Annotated in this window: 19 protein-coding genes; 4 read left to right on the forward strand and 15 right to left on the reverse strand. The window is 36.9% G+C overall.

Annotation, left to right across the window (positions count from 1 at the left end):
• Positions 1-48: 48 nt before the first annotated feature.
• The 4 genes from AABK36_RS16650 to AABK36_RS16665 form a co-directional block, all read right to left on the reverse strand.
• Positions 49-426, reverse strand: coding sequence for a hypothetical protein (locus tag AABK36_RS16650; protein ID WP_309940188.1), 378 nt, complete (start codon positions 424-426; stop codon positions 49-51).
• A 28-nt stretch (positions 427-454) separates the two neighbouring features.
• Positions 455-1,942 (reverse strand): RagB/SusD family nutrient uptake outer membrane protein, encoded by a 1,488-nt coding sequence (locus AABK36_RS16655; protein WP_309940187.1) that lies wholly within the window; start codon positions 1,940-1,942, stop codon positions 455-457.
• 19 nt (positions 1,943-1,961) lie between these two features.
• Positions 1,962-5,285, reverse strand: a complete 3,324-nt coding sequence (locus AABK36_RS16660) for a SusC/RagA family TonB-linked outer membrane protein (protein ID WP_309940186.1) — start codon at positions 5,283-5,285, stop codon at positions 1,962-1,964.
• Positions 5,286-5,622: 337 nt separating this feature from the next.
• Positions 5,623-6,495 carry a FecR family protein gene (locus AABK36_RS16665; RefSeq protein WP_309940185.1) on the reverse strand — a complete coding sequence of 291 codons (873 nt, stop codon included), beginning with the start codon at positions 6,493-6,495 and terminating at the stop codon, positions 5,623-5,625.
• Between the two features lie 545 nt (positions 6,496-7,040).
• Between AABK36_RS16665 and AABK36_RS16670 the strand changes: the two genes are divergently transcribed.
• Positions 7,041-8,300 (forward strand): MFS transporter, encoded by a 1,260-nt coding sequence (locus AABK36_RS16670; protein WP_309940184.1) that lies wholly within the window; start codon positions 7,041-7,043, stop codon positions 8,298-8,300.
• Between the two features lie 51 nt (positions 8,301-8,351).
• Here AABK36_RS16670 and AABK36_RS16675 read toward each other — a convergent pair whose 3' ends face one another.
• Both AABK36_RS16675 and AABK36_RS16680 read right to left on the reverse strand, forming a co-directional pair.
• Complete coding sequence (locus tag AABK36_RS16675; RefSeq protein WP_309940183.1) at positions 8,352-9,053, reverse strand: LytR/AlgR family response regulator transcription factor; 702 nt, start codon at positions 9,051-9,053, stop codon at positions 8,352-8,354.
• Positions 9,050-10,048: a sensor histidine kinase gene (locus AABK36_RS16680; RefSeq protein ID WP_309940182.1), complete on the reverse strand. Its 999-nt coding sequence runs from the start codon at positions 10,046-10,048 to the stop codon at positions 9,050-9,052. The genes AABK36_RS16675 and AABK36_RS16680 overlap by 4 nt, the downstream gene beginning before the upstream one ends.
• A 351-nt stretch (positions 10,049-10,399) precedes the next feature.
• On the opposite strand from AABK36_RS16680, the gene AABK36_RS16685 reads away from it, so the two are divergent.
• Together AABK36_RS16685 and AABK36_RS16690 are read left to right on the forward strand one after the other, a co-directional pair.
• A complete protein-coding gene (locus AABK36_RS16685; protein WP_309940181.1) occupies positions 10,400-11,170 on the forward strand; it encodes an acetoacetate decarboxylase family protein in 771 nt (256 codons plus the stop codon).
• Positions 11,171-11,211: 41 nt separating this feature from the next.
• Positions 11,212-12,078, forward strand: coding sequence for an acetoacetate decarboxylase family protein (locus tag AABK36_RS16690; RefSeq protein ID WP_309940180.1), 867 nt, complete (start codon positions 11,212-11,214; stop codon positions 12,076-12,078).
• A gap of 268 nt (positions 12,079-12,346) precedes the next feature.
• On the opposite strand, the gene AABK36_RS16695 is transcribed toward AABK36_RS16690, so the two are convergent.
• On the reverse strand, positions 12,347-13,240 hold the full coding sequence (locus AABK36_RS16695; RefSeq protein ID WP_309940179.1) for a LysR family transcriptional regulator: 894 nt from the start codon (positions 13,238-13,240) through the stop codon (positions 12,347-12,349).
• A 166-nt stretch (positions 13,241-13,406) separates the two neighbouring features.
• Between AABK36_RS16695 and AABK36_RS16700 the strand changes: the two genes are divergently transcribed.
• A complete protein-coding gene (locus AABK36_RS16700; RefSeq protein ID WP_309940178.1) occupies positions 13,407-14,540 on the forward strand; it encodes an alkene reductase in 1,134 nt (377 codons plus the stop codon).
• A gap of 2 nt (positions 14,541-14,542) precedes the next feature.
• Here the strand turns inward: AABK36_RS16700 and AABK36_RS16705 are convergent, their stop codons facing one another.
• From AABK36_RS16705 to AABK36_RS16740, 8 genes are all read right to left on the reverse strand, one after another.
• On the reverse strand, positions 14,543-15,109 hold the full coding sequence (locus AABK36_RS16705) for a Riean_0653 family protein (RefSeq protein WP_309940177.1): 567 nt from the start codon (positions 15,107-15,109) through the stop codon (positions 14,543-14,545).
• A 682-nt stretch (positions 15,110-15,791) separates the two neighbouring features.
• On the reverse strand, positions 15,792-16,247 hold the full coding sequence (locus tag AABK36_RS16710; protein WP_338390329.1) for a macro domain-containing protein: 456 nt from the start codon (positions 16,245-16,247) through the stop codon (positions 15,792-15,794).
• A 19-nt stretch (positions 16,248-16,266) separates the two neighbouring features.
• Positions 16,267-17,022 (reverse strand): DUF434 domain-containing protein, encoded by a 756-nt coding sequence (locus tag AABK36_RS16715; RefSeq protein WP_309940176.1) that lies wholly within the window; start codon positions 17,020-17,022, stop codon positions 16,267-16,269.
• Between the two features lie 166 nt (positions 17,023-17,188).
• Positions 17,189-19,003 (reverse strand): T9SS type A sorting domain-containing protein, encoded by a 1,815-nt coding sequence (locus AABK36_RS16720; protein WP_309940175.1) that lies wholly within the window; start codon positions 19,001-19,003, stop codon positions 17,189-17,191.
• Between the two features lie 367 nt (positions 19,004-19,370).
• Positions 19,371-20,519, reverse strand: a complete 1,149-nt coding sequence (locus AABK36_RS16725) for an inositol polyphosphate kinase family protein (protein ID WP_309940174.1) — start codon at positions 20,517-20,519, stop codon at positions 19,371-19,373.
• A gap of 162 nt (positions 20,520-20,681) precedes the next feature.
• Complete coding sequence (locus AABK36_RS16730) at positions 20,682-21,464, reverse strand: LytR/AlgR family response regulator transcription factor (protein ID WP_309940173.1); 783 nt, start codon at positions 21,462-21,464, stop codon at positions 20,682-20,684.
• A 4-nt stretch (positions 21,465-21,468) separates the two neighbouring features.
• A complete protein-coding gene (locus AABK36_RS16735) occupies positions 21,469-22,527 on the reverse strand; it encodes a sensor histidine kinase (protein ID WP_309940172.1) in 1,059 nt (352 codons plus the stop codon).
• 171 nt (positions 22,528-22,698) lie between these two features.
• A complete protein-coding gene (locus tag AABK36_RS16740; RefSeq protein ID WP_309940171.1) occupies positions 22,699-24,027 on the reverse strand; it encodes a TolC family protein in 1,329 nt (442 codons plus the stop codon).
• Positions 24,028-24,029: the final 2 nt, after the last annotated feature.

Below are 24,029 nucleotides of genomic sequence, written 5' to 3' on the forward strand. Positions count from 1 at the left end.
AAACTCCGGGAACGAATTGTCCCCGAAGTATAGTTTATATTATTTAGATTATTTTATCTCTGTTATGAAATATGTATGACCATCATTGAGAAGAATAGATTCTGTCTCATAGTCTCCCTCTGCATTGTTTCTATTGTCTCGCTGGGCATAAATATAAAATTTGCCCGGCTCTTTCAACTGATCTGTTGTCAATATCACTTTTCCTTCCTCATTGGTCTCACCTGAATACAATGGATTTATTTTTCCTTCCCATTCCTCTTCGCTAGTAAACACACTCACTTGCGCGCCTGACACAGCCGCTTGAGAAGCATCATTGACAATGATGTGAAGCTCCGGCTTTGTTGAGCTTTTGATTTCATTTTCAAAATCTCTATTACATGATATCAGCAACATGATTGCAGGTAAAATAAAAAGTATTTTTTTCATATCTAAAAAATAATAATTCCAACTAAGATTACATTTCATTCCCTTTACCGCCAAAAGTATAGATTGGCAATTTGTGAATCGTCAACTCTTGAGCAGGTATCGGAAAGTGCCAAGCTGTGCCATCAATCAGAGTCCCTGTTCTTCTACGATCAAAATACGTCAAAGGCATAAATGTAGCAATAAGTTCCACATAACGCTCGTGCATCACTGCATCTAACAACTCGGAAGAACTATTGCCTCCGGTCATCGCTGACATTTTCCCTCTTTCAACACGTGTGTTGTTTATTAAACTCGCAGCTTTCTGAAGATCTCCTCCAGTGCGAATCTCCGCTTCAGCAAGTAACAAATCATTCTCTGCTTTAAGCAAGAAATCAATATTTCCAACTCCAGGCACTGAAAAGCTCTCACGGTACCTTGTATATTTATACTCTCCTAATATATGAAAACCTAAAGAAGCGGGATTCCAATTTCCATGTTGGCCTGCATATGTCATATCTGTTAATAATCTATGATCAACAGGGTTTTCAGCTTCAGGATATTCATGAACTCCTTCTGGTCGAGGATAAGTACCTATTGGATCATTCGGAGCCATCAAACTGATCACTCTTTGGCTTACCCTTACCCAATCCCATTCCATAATATGCAATGGATTAGTCGTATCTCTGATATTCGCAGCCAACCCTTGCCAGCCTACTTGAGCATATACAAAGAAGTTAGTATCTATGCCTTTTTCAGCATACCTTTTCACTCTTGCCCAATCTATGCTACTATCCTCTTGAGGTGTTCTTGACGCTGCAACCAACATCCTCGCAGCCGTAGAGTTAGCTACTTTGCCTAGATACTCATTGCTCATATTCACGCCCGGCATCATCTGCTCCGCCTGAAAGGTATTTGTCTCTGCAATTTCAATAGCTCTGTCAATACGCTCAAGCGCAAACTCCATAATGCTTTTGTAAGGCGTAAACACATATTCAAAATCTGCAGGAATGTCAACATCTGTAATCAAAAATGCCTGATCATATAACAAGCCCAAGTGACCATACGCCGTACCTTGCAGGAAGTAAGCGTTGGCCAATACCATCGCTGTTCGATCCTCGCCATTGATTATCACCTCTACACCTTCATGTTCGATTTTCTTGATGATATTGTTTACTGTGCCTACAACAGGGTAAAATCCATACCATCCTCCAGCTTCAGGTTGTATCACAATATCCCCCTCACGGTTATCGATAGGCACCCTAGGTATTGTATTGAAAGTTCTCATACCCCAGCTACCATATCCGGAGCAAATCTGCTCAGCGCCTACACCTAGCGCCAAAGCAGGGTTTTGCCCAATCGCGCTGTTCCACCAAACTCTATATGCGCCTGTAAGAAGGGCAGGATACTCTTCCGGGTTAGAATACACATCATCCAAGTCCGGAGCATTTTCATTTTCCACATCTAGATCTTCCCATAGCAAAGAACAACTTGCAAAACTAAGAAGAAGACCTAATAAAATTATTATCTTATTATTCATGACTAGTTAATTTTAAGATTTAGAAAGTGATACTTAAACTACCAGAGAAAGTACTGAAAGGAGGATAAGACGAAGTATCAAACTTAAGAATGTTAGGACTAAGTCCCTCGCTCTCAGAGCCTGAATAGCCGCCTTCAGGATCAAACCCTGAGTACTTAGTCAGTGTGAACAAGTTTCTTCCTATAAAACCAACCTTCACTGCTTGAAAGAAGCCCAAGCCCATTCTATCCAATTGTTGTTTAGAGAAACTATAGTTTACTGACAATTCTCTAAGTCTTAAGAATGTAGCGTCTTCGATAAAGTGAGAGTTAGTGGATGTGGAAGTCGTCAACTCATTATAATATCTAGCGGCCTTGGCTTCTCCTGGCCCCATTTTGGTCGCATCCATCTCCGCTGCTACTTGATTTACCATCATATATCTTCTCGAGTGATTTACCAAGTCACCTCCGTGTTGATAGCCCAACAATGCATATACAGACAGCCCTTTCCAAGTGAAAGTGTTGCCCCAGTTCATGTTAAAATCAGGATTTGAATCTCCGATTTTCATATCTTTTCTACTGCCATCGTCATTCAATACAAACATTGGCACCTCTTCGCTTGTACCAATTTGATCTCTACGCACCACATAACCATGATTGTTGATAGTAAACACATCCGCTACATTTACTCCTTCTGCTACTTGATTGCTTACTTCATTAAGGCTAGTCGCAAACTTTTGGCCATACATTGCTCCAAGCGTTTCTCCTTCTTCTATTCTAAAAATCCCTCCTGATACTACGGAGAATCCGCTACGATTCAGTTCTTGTACTTTTTGTCTGATGCGATCAAAAGTCACATTAGCATCCCATCTAAAATTCTTCTTCTCCATCACTTTAGCATGCAAGGTAATCTCAAACACATTTGACTCCAAAGTACCAATATTATCCCACTGATAAGCAAAGCCTGAAGCAGCTGAAACAGGCACTTTCAATATCTGATCTGTATTCACTGACCTAGCATAATTTGCATTAATCATAAATCTATCCAAGAATGCCACATCAAACCCTACCTCTAATTCTTTTGCAAATGAGGGCTTCAAATTAACATTACCCATAGTTTGCGGTGTGGTGATTTGTCCATTATCAACACCGATCACCTCATACTGGGCTTCAAACGGGGGCCTCAAACCAGCCACACCATATGAAGCTCTCAACTTCATCTCTTGCACTCTAGGAAGCTTCAAGTCCTCATTCAATCTATATGCACCAGAAAATCTATAGAAATTTTGCCAACGTTCTTCCGATCCAAAAAGAGAAACACCATCTCGTCTTAACAACATGTCTACGATCACTTTATCTTTATAATCTAAAAATAAAGCTCCCGAAAAATTATTAGCCACAACAGTACTCGTGTTACTCCATGCATATAGATTCTCTGAAGCCATTCCTAAGTTCGGTCTTCCAAGCCCTGTAGTAGCCAAGTTAGTACCTCCACCTCCATGAGATTGATTTTTGTTGGCTTCATACAAGTACTGAAACTTCAATCTGGTCCCAAAGTCGCCAAACTTCTTATGCAAGGCCATATCCAACTGTAAAGTCTGCGCTAAACCTACCGAAGTGCTTTCTCCTATACTACCCATTTCAGGAGCGCCTTCCACTCTCAACATCCCTTTTGGTCTCATGTTAAATGATCTCGAATTTCTACGGTCGATTCCATAAGCAGCCGATAAATCCAAGAAATTCGTAGCCTCATAATTCAAACGATAATTACCTAAGAAACGGTTAGACCTTGTTTCATTGATCGTGTTAGCTAGTTCATACAAAGGGTTGATTGTTCTCGATAAATTATTTGGGTTTACCTTATATGGACTTCCATCATCATTTAACGCATAAAAATCAACATTTGGATCGGCATATAAGAAACCGTCCATTGTTCCTTGACCAGCCCTGTTGTCTGTTTGGTTATCCACGTATAAATTCGATGCGGAAAACTTCAATCGCTCGTTGATTTTATGATCAACATTCAACCTCATATTCAAACGCTGCCTACCGTCAGTCTCACGAATAACCCCTTCTTCATTCATGTACTGCATAGAACTGAAGAATGATGTATTGCCGTCCTTACTGCTTCCCGAACCAGACAAATAATGCGTTTGAAAATTACCTGGTCTAAAAAATTGTTTAAATGGATCATGATCATTCTTAGGATACGGATTGTCATAATACGAATCCGGAGTCGACGTACCCCAAAGCACTTCTCCATTTTCTACACGGTTATTTGTAGCACTGTTTTTCTCTGGAATGTAATTGATTACATTTGCTCCAACTTCTGTTCTATAGCTGATCGAAGTCTTGCCGGGTTGCAATGCTCCTCTTTTTGTCGTGATGTTGATGACACCATTTGCCGCACGCGAACCATAAAGAGAAGAAGCAGCAGCACCTTTTACCACTTCCATACGGTCAATATCTTCCATATTAATATCTGACAAATTGCCTTCTGTCATTACTCCGTCAATAATAATCAGTGGATCAGAGGAACCTGACAATGATGTGGCGCCTCTAAGCTGAATACTAGCATTCGACCCAGGAGCTCCAGTACCTCCACTAATACGCACACCTGCTATTTTTCCTTGCAAAGACGAGCTCACATCCGTACCAGGAACATTTTGAAGAACCTGTTGGTCCAATGCCTCTACCGTGATACTTAGTTTTGACTTTGGCACCGCGGCCGCAACCCCTGTTACAACAATTTCATCCAATTGATGAAAATCCTCTTTCATCACCACGTCGATAAAACTCTGATTACCTACAGGAATTTCCACAGAAGAATAGCCCATAAAACTAAAAACCAAAACATCATCAGGACTAACGTTCAAACTAAACTCTCCATTGACATCAGTGATCGTCCCTTCGTTCTTACCCTTGATCAACACATTTACACCAATTAATTCTTCTCCGGCACTTTTCACTGTACCTTTAACCTCCTTTTCTCCAGCTGGATCAATATCGATTTTGATATTTTCCTCTTTCTTTTTGATAAAATATGTCTCTCCTTTCTGCACAAAGTCCAGATCCGTCGATGACTTGATATGAGTAATCACCTCACCAACTGTCTTTCCCACAGTATTCAGCTCCAAATCCAAGTTCAAGTCCACCTGATTCACGTCATAGACAAATGTCACATTTCCTTCTTCTTGCATCCAATGCAACACGTCCTGAAGTGGCATTCCGCTCAAGTCATTCTTAATCATAAAATTACCTGAGCTTGTTTTTGCAAAGGACTTTCCTACACCTAGGCAGAGGAGCACACAAAGCGTCACCATCAGACGTCCTGCAAAGAGTTTGTCTTTTGTAAAAAATCGCATAAGTTTACACTACTATATTTAAAAATAAAACATTGATTATCACTCAGTCATCACCCAAGCAACAACCTCAATTAAAAAATTCAAAAAAATCAGCACTCTCTCGATTTAAAATCGAAATGCTCTCCAAATAATAGAATCCTTATCTCTCCTCTACTCTACCAGTCATTAATCCTCTTCGATAAAATTCATTTCATATTAAAAAATTGACTATTTAAAACTAGTTGAACAATCTTTTAGAATAAAAAATCTCATAAAATCGACATCTAGAAATATTATTTTTATTGCATAAATTTCAAATCACCTCACCCTATAATGCTGAACATTAGTCGTTAAAAAATTATTCCCATACTAGTGTTACATCTCCATTATCTTTGATATCGTATTTAAAGCCCAAACCATCAAGAGTTTCCCGCAATGTCAATGATTTCAAACTTCCTGACATGACTATTTTCTTTTTAGGCATACCTACTGTTGTCACTCTCACTCCATACCAATCTTCTATTTGCTTGACAAGCGTCTTAGCATCAGCATTTTCAAGCACCAAAACATCACGTGTCCAGCTCAGTTCTTCTTCTTTAAGATTACCTACTTTGTCAATTTGATTTTTATATATCTCAAAATACTGCCCTGGTTTCAACATCTTAAAACCCTCAGTGATTTTATTCTTCACCAACACTTCGCCTGACTCTAACAACACCTTCGTATTAGTATGCTTATCTCTATTTGCCAATATAAATTTAGTCCCCAACACTTTTACATCCACTTCATCACTATAAGCAATAAAAGGTCTATTCTTATCCTTTGCAACATCAAAATATCCAGTTCCATACAACAACTCTACTCTCCTCAGCTCCTCAGAAAAACCTTCCCGATACTTTATCGCGGACTTACCAATAAGTTTCACAGTACTGCCATCAGGCAAATCGAATACTGTACGCGTACCCGGTATATTTTCTTTGACAATATACGTCTGTACTTCTTGCGTCTTATCCAGTTGGTACCAAATCAGCCAACTTCCAAGCATAACAAAAGCTACCGATGCTGCCAATTGATACATAGTCCTTAACGAAAATCGCTTCTTGTTTTCTGTTGCTCTATCAATCTCCCTCCACATTTCATGTTGTTCCAACAAGTCCATACCTCCTCCTCTTAGGGCCTCTTCTACATGCCTTCCCAACTTTTTATCCCTATTTTCTAGCTCACCTTGCATAACAACTTTTGCAACCTTACTTTTTATTATTTTTTATTTTTGAAATTACGTCTTTGTGTCCTTTCACCTATAAGAGGGTATCCATCCAAAACCTACTACCCTTTTTTTAAAATTTTGAAAAAATATTTATCAAAACCTTAAAAAAACCACAATAAACTCATTTACAGTCAATTATAACAAACATTTATTTGAAAATATTATATACCGAATTCGAATTCATCATTTCAGGAATGTTTAAAAGAAATATATTTTTCGAAATTGGCATCCCAATACACTCTGTTACTTAGCAAAGTTTTATGAAGGGATTTAAAAGATTCTTTAATTAACCTCTCAAGCTAAAAATCTATTTTAATCAACACTCTTGAGTTATAAGCCGTCCAAACAATTCCCCCCCCTTCAAAAAAACATCTTTGCAATAAGTTAATACCAAAGAAAGCATAAAGAGAAACAAGATTAGTACATTTATAAAGCCTTCATTCTTGATAAGAATTTGTGAAGAATAGAGAAGCAAATATGAATTATTGTAATTTTTAAAATCACTCGCTATGAAATGGTCAGACCTGCCCTTGGACAGCTTGAAAAACAAGAGATTCACCCAATTCTTTTTAGCTCAATCTATAAGCCTCTTTGGCGACGCCTTGACGTGGGTAGGCTTGGCATTGCTTGCATTTGAATTGGCGGGAGAGCGATCAGCGGTAGTCTTGGCGACAGCATTGACCTTAAGAGTGACTATATATGTATTGCTTTCATCCTTCAGCGGAATGCTTTCGGAATATTTCAGTCGAAAAAAGATTCTTGTCACCGCTCACTTTTCCCGAATGGCTATCATAGGAATGATGCCTTTGGTAACAGCAGAATGGCAAATATACGGACTTGTAGCGGCATTAAACTGCTTCAATGCCATATTCACGCCAACTTACAAAGCTTGTATTCCCGTGCTTGTTAAAGACAAGGAGCAATATTCCAAAGCCATTTCTTTATCCTCTACAGTTTTTCAAATACTTGGCGTACTTGGTCCGGGGATAGCTGGTGGAATCGCTGCTTTCGCAGGAATAGAAGAAATTTTCTACACTGACATGGCGACATTTCTTATCGCGGGGATCATCATCTTGACTTTTTCAAAGCAAGAGCTTGAACCTTCAACTTCGAAAGGCATACCTAAAAGCTCAACTAAAAACACACTGTGGAATGAAATTAAAAGCGGCAGTTCTCCTCTGTTCCTTTTACCGCAATTAAGAACAAACCTGTTGATGCAATTAGCAGCTTCCATTGTTGGCGCTCAAATCCTCGTGAATAGCGTCGGTTTCATTCAAGGCCACTTGCAGCTTGACGAAGTATCATATGGAAAAGTAATGATGTTCTTTGGCCTCGGAACCGGAATTACAGCATTTATGAGCGGAATGTTCAAAAAAGACAGCCAACTTCTTACTTTAGCGAAATCCGGTGGATTGTTGATTGGTTTGGCACTGTTACCAACATTGAATGCTACTTATACGATAGTAATATTGCTTTGGCTTCTCGTGGGAATGGCTCAGGGACTGATTAATATCCCTATGCAAACATTGATCGCCAAACAAGTGCCTGAAGCCGAACAAGCGAAAGTTTATGGCGCTCACTTCGCATGGTCTCATCTCTGGTGGGCAATAGCCTATCCTATCGCAGGCATATTGGGCAAACTCGGTGCTAATTCCTTCTTTTATGGCGGCATAATTAGTTTAATCATCTGGGCTGGCGTTCTGTGCTTCGAATTGATAATTAACCGAAAGACAAAACCTGAAAAAGAAGAGGTGCTAATGAACGAATAAGCAAAACATAAAATGATAGCTTCTGGCTAAATGCAAAAGTTATGTGAATCTCTAGTCACTATCAATAAGTTCCTTAATTGTAGACTTATAACTCCTGCCTATAGGAATTTCTTTCCCTCCAATCTCAATTGTGTTGCCATAAACCGCTTCAATCAAATCTAAATTAATCAAATAAGATTTATGAACTCTTAAAAAACCAGAACTCACCAAATGCTCCTCAACATTCTTTAGTCTTTCATTTTTCACAAAGCTTCTACCATCTTTATGATTAAAAGTAACATATACCCCAAAGCTTTCAACAAAAGTAATGTTGCACACATCCACTTTTATTGATTTATAACCTGACTTCAAGAATATATACTTTGAAAAATTGGATGCATCTTTAATTTGAGCATTCAATCTATTTCTTACCTTGCCGACAGCATCCGCGAACCTTTTAAAACCAATAGGCTTTAACAAATAATCCGCGACTTCCAACTCATAACTCTCCAGAGCATACTCGGAATATGCTGTTGTTAATATCACTTGTGGCGAACTAGGCAATGTTCTTAAAAAATCCAAGCCTGAAACTTCAGGCATTTGTATATCCAAAAAAAGCAGATCCACCTCCCCCGCCACAATCAAGTCATAAGCTTCCCTTGCCCTATGAAAAGTCCCGACTAATTCTAACTCTGATATTTTCGAAACATAATCAGCTAAATAACTAACTGCTATCGGTTCGTCATCTATGATAATACATTTTATTTTCTTCATACAATCTTTAATCGAATCTCAATAACTACTTTGTAAATATTACCTTCCACAACTGTTTTGACATTATAATTATCCTTGCACTGTATGGCAAGTCTTTTCCTTAAATTGTCAAGTCCTATTCCCGGCTTTGAAACTTTTCTTTGCTTGTCAAAAGTATTGATAAATTCCGCATATAAAACCCCATTATCTACCATTAAATGAATATTGATAAAAGAGTCTTTATTGCTATCAATATCAGAATGCTTAAAACAGTTCTCAAGCATCGGCAACAATAACAATGGGGCGATTTCCATATGAGAATACTCTGACTCATTATTTAAAATAAACTTGGTATTATTAGAGTTTTTCAATCTTAGTTTTTCCAATTCAAAGTAATTTTTCATAAACTCGATCTCGCCTTTCAAAGGCACCCATTCGTTCTGAGTTTTATAAATAATATATCTCATTGACTCTGACAACATCAAAAGAACTTCGGGAGCATTATCATCCTTTCGATACACTAAACCATATAAATTATTCAGCGTGTTGAAAAAAAAGTGCGGATTCATCTGATTCTTCAAAAACATCAACTCCGTTTCTTGCTTCTCAATTTTAGCATTTTTTTCCGCTTCTTTTGCCTTGCTTTTTTCGTTCACATAATCAAATAGCAAAGCGAAAAGCATAAAAAAAACAACTCTAAAAAAAACCAATGAAGGGACATAAACAGGCAGTTTCATTATTCCGATTTTCATTAATGAAATCACCGTAAATTTCAAGCAAAGCACTCCAACTAATAATACAGTAAGCAAGGCAATGAAATACTTCACCTTCTGCAAAAAACCACTTTTAAGAAAGTAATGCTGAACAAATATGGTCGCGTAGAAAATTGTTATGTACTGAATATAAAAAACAGCGACGACTACAAATACTTTTCCAAAACCACCTCGTTCAACCAAAGAAAAGAACCGCAGCGATATAATGACAATCCAAAATACAAAGTGCAAAAATACCTTCATTCAAACTATATAATATTTATTTCAATCTTAAATATTTCAATCTACGTGACCATTTCCAATATTTTTTCACAAACGCCTCCAAATCATAAATCATCAGTATCAGATCCTAAACAAGAAAAATAAACCACAACAAATTATAATATTATATTTGCTTAAAAGCAAACTATCAAAAAACACAAACAATCCATACACCACTGAAAATCAGCAAACAAAATCAAACTCATTAATAAAAGCATGCTAAAATTGTCTTTCATTTATGAAATCAAGCTGTTTGTTAACAATCCTTTTACTAGTCACATAAAGTTCTGTAATTTCAAACTATAATCTTCAAATAAGGAAAATATTGAATCAATGAAACTCATAAAAATCATATTTGTACTAAGCTTTTTCTTAAGCATTTCAAGAGGGCATAGTCAAAACAATCAGGAACGAAAATTCACTTACCATGAGAACTATGGAATTTTCACCTATTACGAAACCAAAGAAAAAGAAATCTATAGAGAATTGCTTCCTGAAGAATTTGAAATGCCTAATCAGTTATTGGTGCATGCTTTTATCAATGACTTCTATAAAATGGATTCTCAAACCCAACCCTATAAAGAGTTTGCAATATTTCTCTTAGGAATCTATAGAGGTGAAAAAATTTGGCATTGCGTATACATGCCGGTAACAAGCAAAGAATCAATGATTGCAGGAAAATGGAAATTGGGACTTCCAAAGACTATCGGGGATATCAAATTTAATATTCAACCTCCCATCTATGAAGGAATTGCTTTGGATGAAGATAACTGTACGGTTACCCTTAAAATGAGTACTGATAACTTTGATTTAAAAAAGGAAAATAAAAGTAGAATAGAAGAATTAACACTTATACCAAAAATAAATATTCTCAATGGCGACATTATACAAATGAATCAAAGTCGATCTAAAAGTGTCTTCGAAATTTCCGACAAATTTCCTTCTCGACTTAAAGTAATATTTGGAGAGGGAACAATCAATATGTCGCTAAATAATAAAGTAAAAGATCATTCCCATCCCTTAAAACTCATTCCAAGCAAAATATTAGGAACATATTATCTGCATAACACAATACCTTTCAGATTAGGAAGCTCATCAAGATAATTTCATTCAACAATAAAATACCTAACAAACAAAATTCTATTATGAAAAATAAAATATTAAAAACTGCACTTACCATTTTAGTTCCTTTAAATGTCATGCTTTTTTCATGCGAAACAAGTGATATTTCAGAGACACCACTAATATCAACGACTAATTCTTCACAAGAAACAAATCCTCAACCTTCAGATATTGCTTTAACCGACTCTTCCTCAAATTACAATACATATAGATATCTAGAAAATGATGGCATATCCATGTACTATGAAACCCAAGAAAAGGAAGTTTATCGAAGCTTATTGCCTGATATTCTCGATATGCCGGAACAACTTTTAGTATATGTATTCATCACTGATTTTTATAAACTTGATTATGGAGCGGAGCCATATAAGGAAAATTCTTTATTTCTATTAGCTGAATACGAAGGCCGCAAGGTGTGGCATTGCATCTATATGCCTGTAACAAGTGAAGAGTCCATGTGGGCTGGGATTTTCAAACTTGGACTCCCTAAATCCATGGGAGAAATAGAATTATTTCGATCATCTCCTATCTACACAGGTTATGGGATAGGACCAGATCAAAGAAGAATGGATTTAACAGTCAATACTGAGAACTACATGGTCAGCGAAAATCAAAAAAATCTTATGAAAGAGCTTTCTTTAATCTCAATGTTGAATATCCGAAATGATAATATCATTGAAATGGGTAAAACAGGTGAAATGAGAAGCATTTTCGAAATTTCAGAACAATACCCAAGACTTCTCACTGTCGAATATGGAGATGGCAATATTTCTTTTGATTCTAAATATTCTGAGGAAGCGCATCCATTTAGTCTCACACCGTCCAATATAATCGGCGCGTATTACCTAAAAAACAAAATCCCATTTAGCCTTACAGGCACACCTTGGTAATGAATGCAATGATTATAACGAGCTTCCAAAAAAATAGGAATCTGAAAAAGAATAAAACCCTCCTTCCTTTTTAACTTTCAAAGTGTGAGCGAATCTTGATAAATTCAATTTTCGCCTCACTCATTTTAAGATACTTCTTTAAGAGAAAATATTAATAGTCCAACCAATACCTATTTTTAATAAGCCAAGTTTCATCTAAAAAATAAATCTTTGAAACCAAAATATAACAGCTTCTTGAGCCTAATCACAATAGTAGAATTCTACCTTCCTAAAGATCCGACTTCAACACTTGCATAATTTGCTGAATTTGATCTCGATAAATGGTTTTCTTCCGATAGCCAAAATACAATGGATTGACGACAGTCTTCCAACCTTCCCACAGGATTTGTATTTTTCCTTTTTCAACAGAAGATCTGCATAAAAAATCAGGAACGATCGCCAATCCAGACCCATAGCCCAAACTACGAATGATAGAATTGAAATTGGGTACTATGAAATTCTGCCTAAAATTCGGGTTCCTTTTAAAATTAGCTCTCCAAAATCGGGTAAAATGCTCATTGTCGCTAGAAGCTCCATACCATTTATACTTCAACAGCCATTCAATCAACAATTCTTCATCTTTCATTTTTTCCACGTTGGAAAATTCCATTCCATCAATATCATTGCTCCCAATCAAAACAATCTTTTCTTGGGAAAAAACTTCCTGAACGATGCCTTTCGACTCAGCCTTTTGAGGTGTCGTTATGATATCGACAATGCCATTCTCCAGTTCTCTCAGCAAAGTATTGTAGTCAGAAAACCTACTGACTAAATTGAAATCAAATGAATGCAGGTGCTTTTCCAAACTATGCTGAAAAGTCTCGAAACACATGCCAATAGTGACCGTAGGCATATCACTTTCTGTTGTTCGCTTAAAGCACTCCTCGACTTGCTCAAGCTCAACCAATGGTGTTAAAAGTGCATTGTAAAGCAATTTCCCTTTTTCCGTAGGAACCATTTTCTTCGAAACCCTGTCAAAAAGCTTACCGCCAACATAAGCCTCCAACGAGCTTAAATGCAGACTCACACCGGGCTGAGAAATAAACAAGGCCTGAGCCGCGGCTGTCAATGTTCCTTGCTCATAGACTGCTTTGAATGTTCTATACCACTCTAGGTTCACCATAATGATTGCGTTTACATTCTATTAACTTCAACAACAAAAATAAAGATTCTTCTCAAAACCATTCATCATAATTCTAATAGATAAGTATAAATCATGCTATTTTTATAATAGATCTAGTAGCGCTAGTTTTGTATCATCAAAAGAAAACAAACTAGACCCAAATCAAATGGAATCTCAAAATAACACTCTATTCCAACCCATTTCATTAGGAAGCATAAAAGTCAATAATCGTATTGCAATGGCTCCTATGACACGCTCAAGAACCACTGAAGGCGATATTCCTACACCTTTAATGGCTGAGTATTATAGCCAAAGAGCAGGAGCTGGCTTAATCATCACAGAAGGAGCTCCAATATCAAACAGCGCCAGAGGCTACTCCATGACTCCGGGAATTTATACTGAAGAGCAAATCGAAGGATGGAAGCTTTCAACAAAAGCTGTTCATCAAAAAAATGGAAAAATTTTCGTGCAACTATGGCATGTTGGCAGGCGTTCGCATTCTTCGATCACCGGAGAAAAACCTTGGGCTCCTTCCGCAATCAAAGTCTCCGATAAAGTATTTGGCCCTTTGCAGGAAGGCGGATATGGAATGATTGAAACAGAAATGCCGCGTGCCATGAACCAGAATGATATTGACACTGTTATTCATGACTTTACTGTTGCTGCTAAAAATGCGATGGAAGCAGGATTTGACGGCGTGGAAATTCATGGAGCTCACGGCTATTTGATTGACCAATTTCTAAGAACGACCTCTAATCAAAGAACAGATGCCTACGGCGGAAGTCAAGAAAACCGAATGCGGCTCCTTTTGGAAGTTGTAAAATCAATATCCAAATCCATAGGTGCTGATAAAGTTGCTATTCGCCTTTCTCCTTTTGTATCCGAAGGCATGGGCAACGAGCATGATCCCGAAATGCCCGAACTTACATTAAAAGTTCTACAACAACTTCAGCCTCTTGGACTAGCGTATATACATTTCTCTGAAAATATTTCAGATTATAAAAAAGTGCCTGAAGAATTCAGAAAAGATATCAGAAATGTTTACTCCAATCCCATCATGGTTTGTGGAAAATATGTCAAAAACACAGCTGAGACAATCATTGAAAAGAGATATGCGGACGTTGTAGCCTTTGGCCAAGATTTCATAACCAATCCTGATTTGGTATATCGTCTTGAAAATAATCTTCCATTGACTCAATTAAGATCCGATAGCCATTCTACTTTTTACGGAGGCGGAGCGGAAGGATTTACCGATTATCCAACCTATCAGAAAATGTTGGAAAAGGAACTTCAATATTAATGTTAATCAATCAATGAAGAGTATGTAAAATCAAAACGACCGTCCGTAATTTTAACTACTTCTCCCTCAGAATTTATAGCATCAAAATAAAAAATTCCGGAAATAATCATATTATCAGGATCGAACCTAGAAATATGTAATTTTCCAGTATAATCTGTATTTGAATAAAATTCATAAGTACCCGCTATTTTATAACTAGCCCATGCACTGTCTAACTTATAATATACTATGCTTCCATCTTCTGTTACATCTCCGTTGTATGATCTCTTTAAGTCAAATTCTCTTTCTCCTGCCATCAGATTATCATAATACACTGATAAGTTTACGGATTGGGGTGTTTCATCATGAGCTCTATCCCCTCCAATAGATATATATTTTAAGTTGCCAGTGTTGGTTAGATAAGCACTAGCAGCTCTAACAGTTACATTACCTTTAGTTTTAAATTGCTCACCATTAATATAGCAGCCAAAAGTATTCGCTCCTTCTTGAGTAGGGCTTGGAAAATCATCTTCTTGAAAACAAGAAGTAAAAAGAAAAATAATGGATAAATAGATAAGTGTTCGTCTCATATTATTAATACTTAGTTATAATTATTAGTATGTTTTTTTTATAAATATGTAATCATTTTTGTGAAAAAATTTAATTACAAATAATTTAAATAATATAATAAACTAATATTATTCAATAAAACACCCTTATAGAGTATATAATTATAAGATTACATATCTTGAATAAAAAGACCTTGTTCGCATAACTCTCCTTAAGAAAGAACAACACTCTTGACAGCAGATACTAAACTATAGTGACTGACGATAACGAACGAGATATACCCCGATTAAAGCATAATTGTGAAGTGTATATTTTATATGCTAATCTAATATGATTTGACACAAAATGTTCAATAAATAAATCTGTGAAAAATATTAATACAATTGAGGTATTGAAATTGGAATTGTATGTTATCCAGAAGCCATTTGAAATCAGGTGATAGCAAAAGTAAAACATCCCTATAAATATAAGAAAGGCTAGAATTAGAAAAGCCATTTATCGCTCTCCCAACCAGCTTTAACGGCTTAAACATGACATTGTGAACATGACATTGACTTAAACAAAAGCGACAAATCAAGAATCTTCGGAGGCAATGCTAAAGGCTATACGGATTATTCCGTTTTTAAAAACTAATAAAAACTCTTCCAGCGCCATTAATCTGCATTATGCGTGCTGGAAGAATCTATTTGCTTTGAATAAAAATTAGAAATCATAAATCGTCACCTGGATACCTTTGTCTATCAAAGTCTCTTTGATAATTGGCTCAACTCTATCCCATTTTCCTCCGGCCAAACCACAGCCTATACGAGGCATGTGAACACTGGCATTCAATCTTTCTGCTTCTAAAACTAACTTTTCCAAGCATTCCCTCACAGCTTCAAAACGAATGGGCACTCCATTCGAGCCCGTTCTCATACCTTGCTGTCCTAGCATATTAGCTATGTAAATGTATTGCTCGGCTTGCACTATTTGTATATTTCCCAAGGCAAAATCATTTTTTGCTCTGTTTCTATGCCATGATCGATACGCTGCTTCCGGCTCTTTCCATCGTTTGGAAATCGCCAAGACAAAACCTTTTCCCCAGCCTCCTAAATTATTGCAAATATGAGCAATGATTTTAACTCCTTTGGCTTGAGGAGATCGTCGCCTTTCACATATTTAATTTCTCCCATTTCAATTAATCTTTTTGTTCTTCCACACTAACTAAGCTTTCTTTTCTAAAATCAATCAACCAAGGGGTTTTCACATGATCTTTTATTATGGAAGCGTTCAAGTTATGCCAACGCTTAGCCCCATCAAGCACCCAACTATCTGAAGATATCGAAATCATTTCTTCATGATCTACCAAATATTTATCAGGATTCATTTCCAAGATTACTTCCCATTGCCATCCTTTTTCAGCGGCTAACTCTTGTATGAACTTTCGCAGTCTTCCGCTATTTGAAACTGGCTGATCAAACACCCATAACACTCTCTTAGGCTCCAACTTTTCCAATTCTCTTGCGAAAATTTCCAAAGCCAACACAGTCTCCTCTACTTTACGATATGTGCTATGCACGTTTGCTATATCTCTATAACAACCATCAAAACCTATGAAAATCGGGGCTTTGGAAAGAGCGGCTTCCAATGTAATCAACTGGTTGTAGCCATCTATTGCTAAAGTCTGGCCTTTCAATTGTTCAGAAGAAACATGCTTTTGATGACGATCTAAAAGCTGGACTTCTCCGCATGCCGAATGAGACAATGCCTGCCTTTGGCGCTCTGAAAAACGAAATCGATCACCGATCAGCTTAATTGACGCCTTGCTGCTGTAACCTTTTCCAACAAGATAACTCAAGTCTACAAGAGCCTGTCTTAGCTTAAGGAATATTTTAGGTGTGAATATTTTATAGTCTTTTGGATTAGCTCCACGATGCTTTTGTTGATGTGGCATATTAGTGTAATAGTCGCATTTTAATTTGTAAAATTAAAATATAAAATAGTAGCATTTAATCCAATAAAACGTTTACACTCCTTATTTATGTATTCAAAAAAATACGGTTTGCCTTTCAATGATCTTATTGAAAAACAAACCGCGTTAATTGCTTAATTCAAGTTGATTATTTCTTAATCACTTTCTTATAATACGCTTGATGATCTATTTCTATTTTCAATAAATAAACTCCTGAAATCAAATTGCTCATATCAATTTGTGTATTTGCTGAGCCGCTAATCGTATTAATTGGATTTCCTAATGGACTCATCAACTGAATAGACATTTGAGAGTTGCTAGAATTATTAATCGTAAGGATATTTTCAACCGGATTTGGAAAAAGAACAACTCCTTTAGACATCAAATCTTCATCTATGCCAAGAGCTTTTGTCACTGTAAGATTCAAGGTAATAATCTCATCACACTGACCTTCCACTTTCTTTATATAAGTAGCCGTATTATTATCTTCTGTGTAAATATTGCCATCAATCCATGTAAATGGTCCTTCTGATTCTTGCACATCCGTTGAGTAAGTGGGCTCGCAAGCGGTGCTTATTTTCTGCAAAAACCAGCTACCTCCATCATTAGCAATCAAAGTATGTTCGCCTTCTTCTGAAAAATCAAAATCAACAGCACCTGAATAATAACCGTAAGTGTACAGGTCTCCTTTTGCATCTATAAATGATATTGCCCCATCATCCCCTTCATTTCCAATATGATAACCCTCTAAGAAATTGCCATCATTATCCAGTTTCTGAAAATAAATATCCCATTCACCCTGAGCTTCTATGATAAATTCGCCTTCCTCTGAAGGATCTAAATCCGTGTCTTCGCTAAAAAGCCCTGTCACTATAACATTGCCTTCAAGATCCACATTGATTGATGTTGGCTGTTCAGCAACTATCGAATTAGCCCATACAAACTCCCCTTCTGAAGTCTGTTTCATTACAAAAACATCATAAAAACCTTTCATCGTAAGATTATTAACTTCATCCGAAGAATTAAAATCCACAGTACCATAAAACCATCCCGTAGAATAAATATTTCCTTCTTCGTCTACAGTACTTGCAAAATATGTATCATCTCCAGTCCCTAATTTTTCCTGTTGCCAAACTACCTCTCCTTGAGAATCAAATTTGTATAAAATAAAATTCGATGACGTTTCATTATCTCCAACTATTTCTCCCATCACTGACCCAGAGAATAACACATTCCCCTCATTATCGAATGTCATATTACCAAAATTATCACAACCAGCACTACCAAAGGCTTCAATCCAGACCTGTTCTCCTTGAGAATTAATCTTCATCAAAAAGAAATGAGCACAATCATCTTCTGCTCCTAAAATATTTGGAGTCTCATCAAAAGAAAAATCAATTTTGTCTGAAAAACTTCCTCCATAATATATCTCTTGATTATCATTAACAAGCAAATTCATTTGATAATTACTTTCATTGTACCCAAAAGCCTTTACCCATACAAGTCCTCCTTGGGCATCCATCTTCATAACAAAGCTTCCTCCGCCATCTTGACTTGTCAATTCAAAAACCTCATCTGAAGCATCAAAATCTACTGTTCCTGTAAATTTTCCAGTCACATAAATATTTCCTTGATCATCTATAGCTATTGACTCAACATTATCATTACCACTACCTCCTATGGATGTCGCCCAAACGAAATCTCCATTATCATTTCTTTTTTCTATAAAAATGTCTTGATCGCCTTTGGAAGTCACTTCAAGTATATTTTCAGTGTCATCAAGGTCAATCGTATTTGAAAAATTCCCTGCCTTGTATACATTTCCTTGCTCGTCCACCGCAGGTATTGAAAACATCGATATGCCTGATTGGTCATAAGATTTGGTCCATTGGTGATCAAAACTTTGAGCTTTAGAATACATTGCGCTTAAGCTTAAGGCAACGCTAAAAATTAATCTCTTCATCTTGTTTGTATTGTTTAAATGTAAATGTTGATAGAGTTGCAATCTTTGCTAAATTCGATAAATCAAAATTATAATTTATTTAATCATAAAAAAATAAGAACACAAATAATATTAAAGAATATAATTATTTAACATTAATGTATATATTCTAAATTTAATCACACTACCCCAAAACAACTATACATCTAAAATTCAACACATTACACACTGATTATCTCCTGAAAAACTCCAGAAAATATTAATTTTAAAAAAATATTTCAATATTCATCATGAAAATCCCCAAACAAAACAACTTACAAAAACAACAACAATAATCACATTTTACAATGAAAATACTATATTAAAATTTAGCAATATTCACTATCCATCAATAAAATACAAAAGGATCATCTCCCTTCAATTTTAAACTTTCTTGGCTTAGCCATTCGTAAAAATTCATGAAACCGCTCAAGAATGAGCGAGACCATTTATCTTGATGTTTATCCCAAGTGCGTGGTCTTTTCAAGCTTCCAAAATTATTTTCAGCCAATACATCTTCGGGTTTTTCTTTCAACACTTCTTCTCCCACTCCCTCCATCAATACGGGGTGGTCAGGGTCAATCAACCTAACATCTGAATCTTGAGGATTTTTCACATTAAGCACCAAAAGCAAGCTACTTCCAACAAAAGTCACATTTGCTTGAGACATGTGCGCTATTATATTTTTCAATTTGGCCAGAATTACGTCAATAGCTTCAGCTATCAACTTTCTGCGACCTCCATGTGATTTTGCTTCTTCAAATTCGGATAAGTTGCCCGCGTCTATGTCAAAGCCTCTCGATCTGCTTTTTCGTTTTAGATCCTTTATGTTATGCTCGAAAAACTTCAAAACCCGAAGAGGAACACTTGCGCCTTCTAGTTTGAATTGGGCTCCGCTTTTGGTATAATGTCCCAACTTGACATCCATAAAAATCTTATCCTTGCGCTGTTTTTTCTTTCCTCTATTAAAAGGTACTCCCCTTGTTCTTCCTGCACCAGACTCATGATGTCCCACGACATCAAGCACCAACAATCTTTTTGTCTTTGTCGGCTGGGGAATAGGATTCTTCAATTTAATGACTTTAGGAGCATTGCCTTCGTAAACGGTCACTGTATCCACCAAGCCTTCTCTATTGACAGTATGATCCATTACTTCGTGATTCCCGGGCAATACAGCATCCAAAGCCAAACCACTTTTATGCTTATAGACGAACTCTTCCCTATCGGAAGATAGCTTGATCACATACTTTCTATCTTCTGAAAAAGTATTGGGTTTAGTTCCCGCCATTTGGATAGGAGCCTCAGCATTTTGAGACTTTGCTTGAAGCGTTACGGGAGGAGATGCAAATCGATCTGCGAATTTCTTCATTTGCAGGCCTTGGGCATATTCAGGCCTATTATCATTCAAATCCATCGAAGCCCTTTGGCTCACAGTATTTGAACTTGAAACTGACTGATCCTTGGACTTTTTTCTCTTATCGGAAAGAAACTCTCTCATCACTTACCAATTTACCCTACTTATTCTCTCTCGCTAGAAATAGTACCTCTCAGATAAGAAATAGTTTTGAATGGCATAATCTATAAGGATGCATGAAGCCAACTTTCTTGTCCAATTAATTTAATTCTCAAAATAATATCATAAAAATTAAGACAACAACATTTATCTATTAAGCCACTTCTTCAAAAGGCTCACCTTATCCTTGCTGACTAAAAAAGGCTCCGCGTATTCCGGAGTTACATAAACAGCCATTTTTCCACTAAACTGAGGAGTCAATTTTTTAATGCTCTCGATATGCGCCAAACATCGTCTATTCAATCTGAAAAATTCCATAGGGTCAAATTGCTCCGCGAGGCGATCCAAACTCATGTCAATTATATGCGTTTTTGCAGATCGGTCCACCGCCAAAGTAACTCCCGCTTTTCCCAAATAAAAATAAGCGATATCCTTGCTTTCCAAGGTATAAAAATCCTCCTTTTGATGAATCAAAAACCTCTTGCGAAAAGTTTTCTTTTCCTGCAATATCAATTGTCCTAATTGTTCCAAGTCAACATCCAATACTTGCTTTTTATGCTGAGCAAAAAGGTTTCCAAATTTCGTACAGGCTGACTCCAACTCTTCCTTTCCAAACGGTTTAAGCAGATAGTCGATACTATTCACCTTGAACGCTTGCAAAGCATACTCATCGTAAGCTGTCGTGAAAATCACAAAGCTGTCAACCTTATTTTCAGGCTTGAGAATTTCAAACGAAAAACCATCTGACAATCTAATATCCAAAAACATCAAATCAGGATGTTTATTTTCAGCCAGCCATTCATTGGTCTCGACAACACTTTCAAACATTCCAAGAACTTTCCATTTTGGCCGGATAGACGATATCATATGCGCCAGCCTTCTTTGAGCTGGAATTTCATCCTCCACAATTATCACTGTAACCTCATTCATATTCTCAAGCTTTAAATATCGGAACACCAACTTGATAAGCTAAATCCGTTTCTTCCACTTCCAACGATGGCGCCTTAAGCAATTCCAAACGCTTTTGAAGATTATTCAAACCTACTTTCATTGAAACCTCATGCGTGCGGGCATTCTTGTTGTTTCTCAAATACAAATACCCGCCTTCTATAAACACCTTTATTTCCAACGGATGCTTTTTGTTAATAACATTATGTTTAATAGCATTCTCGCAAAGCAACTGAAGCGTCAATGGCAATACTCTAGCCTCTTTCAAATCTTCGGGAACACTTATCTCAAGATTAATCACATCTCCCAACCTTACTTGATGAAGAAAAACATAAGCTTTCACAAAGTCCAATTCCGCCTTGATTGTGCTGTATTCCAAATGTTGCGACTGAAGCACGTATCGATATACATCTGACAGCTTATGAGTAAATTTCTGGGCATTTTCAGGATCATACTCAATCTCCGAGATCAAAACATTGAGACTGTTAAACAAAAAGTGCGGATTTAGCTGGTCTTGCAAAGCCTTGTATTCCGCATTGGCTTTCTTTTGCTTCAAATCCTCCATCTCGGTGTAGTAAGTATTCAGCTTCGTGATAGATTTGACAGCAATGATATATAGCAATATCACCAAAAAGAAAAAATACGACACAAAGAAACTGGACACTTCATAGTCGCGAATGACAAACGGTCCCGGTCGATCATTCAAAAAATGATTTATGACAAAAACTCCGTACAGAAATAAAGCGCTAAAGCTAAAAAAAACTATTCCTTGATAAAACAAACGCCTATTTGGAGACAAGAACCAAGGGTAAAACCCTTCAAACTTATTGTCAACATATTGAAAAAAATAATAGGACAAGGCAAATACCATAGAAATAAACACTATGCTTTTCGACTTGCTAGCTAATGTGAAAGTTTTAGGGTCCACGTTGCTAACACTCTTTATAAACTCTAGCAAAGCAATGCTGAGAATCAACGAGATAACAAACACTAAAACATGGCTAAAATATTTTTTATATAAAGACTTCAGCAAGGCTTTGGACATAAACTTCAAACTTGTTTTAAATGAAACTGCTTTGCTTATACCTCTCCATACAAACGTAATAAAGCATCAATATTGGCTAACGATATTTTAACTCAAATATTTTTCAGCTGTTTGAAATACGCAGGAAGAAGAGGCTATTCCTCTTCTCCCGCGTAGCCCTAACAATCACTACTAGTCCATTTCCTTTAACAAAGAACCTGTCGATCTTTTGAAAGCAGATTCGCTATTCTTGGCATTCAATTTCGCTTCGGTATAATTGATTTTTGCCTGTTGCCAATACATATGTGCATCCAATACTTCCAATATTGACGCAACGCCTTCTTTATATCTGTCGTTCATCATTTTCAAATTCTCTTCCGCCTTGTCCAAGGAACCATACGACAAAGCCACTCTCTCGTTAGCCTGTTGCAATGCGAAATAATTTGACTGAACTTCCAAAGCTATCTTATCGCTGACTTGGCTCAACTTCTGCTTTTGCACTTCTGTATCAAGCTTGGCTGCCTTGCGATCATGTTTTCGTTTGCCCCATTCAAAAATCGGAACCTTGACAGAAACTCCAGCCACAACATTCTCGTCCGGCGATTGATTCGTTAGGTCATAACCCGGCAATCCATAGCTTCCTTCCAGTTGAGCCATCACTTGCATATTGTATTTTGCCATAGCCAGCTTTTCTCCTTTTTCAGACTTGAGCACCTCGTGATCCGCCATGGAAATTTCAGCTCTTTGATTCAAAGCAATATGCGTCCAATCCTCAGCAATATCCGTCCAAATAATCTGAGGAATAGCATTATCCAACATTGGCTTTTCTTCCAACGGCACGCCCACTTGTTGATTCAATGCCATTTCTGAAATTCGGGAATTCGTCTGCGCTTCTTGACGCAAGTACTCGATTTCATTTTGCTTCACTTCAACCATCAATAGATCGTTTCGACTCACAGTTCCCACTTCAACGCGTTGCTCAACAACTTTTACCAATTGATCAATCGCTTGATAATATTCATCAAATATGCCAGCGATCTCCTGCTGTCCCACCGCCATCCAGTATACTTGATCAGTCTCCAACAAAATATTGTTTTTAACGCGGTCAACATTGAATTCGGAAATGATCTCATCTTCCTTGAGCATTTCATACTTTTGCTTAATCGCTCCTCCAGTATAAAGAGGCTGCACGACTTGCACGCTAGCTCCATACTGTTGATCGTTGCCTTTTACAGTTCTAGACTCCATGCCAGTCAAACTTGGCACCGTCAACTGATAAGGATTGTCTCTCCACTGGTAAAATCCATTTGCCGATACCTTAGGCTTAAAATCCGCCTTTGATGACGCTTTGATTTCACTCGCTGCTTCGGAACTATACTGAGCGGATCTCACCTCCTGATTATAGTCCAATGCCTGCCTTCTATATTTGCTTACCAATGAATCCGCCGTTTGACCAAAGCTTTGAAAAGCAATGCAACACGACAATAATAAAAGCAAACTTATTTTTTTATTTAAATTCATCG

The sequence above is a fragment of the Aureibacter tunicatorum genome (assembly GCF_036492635.1).
GTDB lineage: Bacteria > Bacteroidota > Bacteroidia > Cytophagales > Cyclobacteriaceae > Aureibacter > Aureibacter tunicatorum.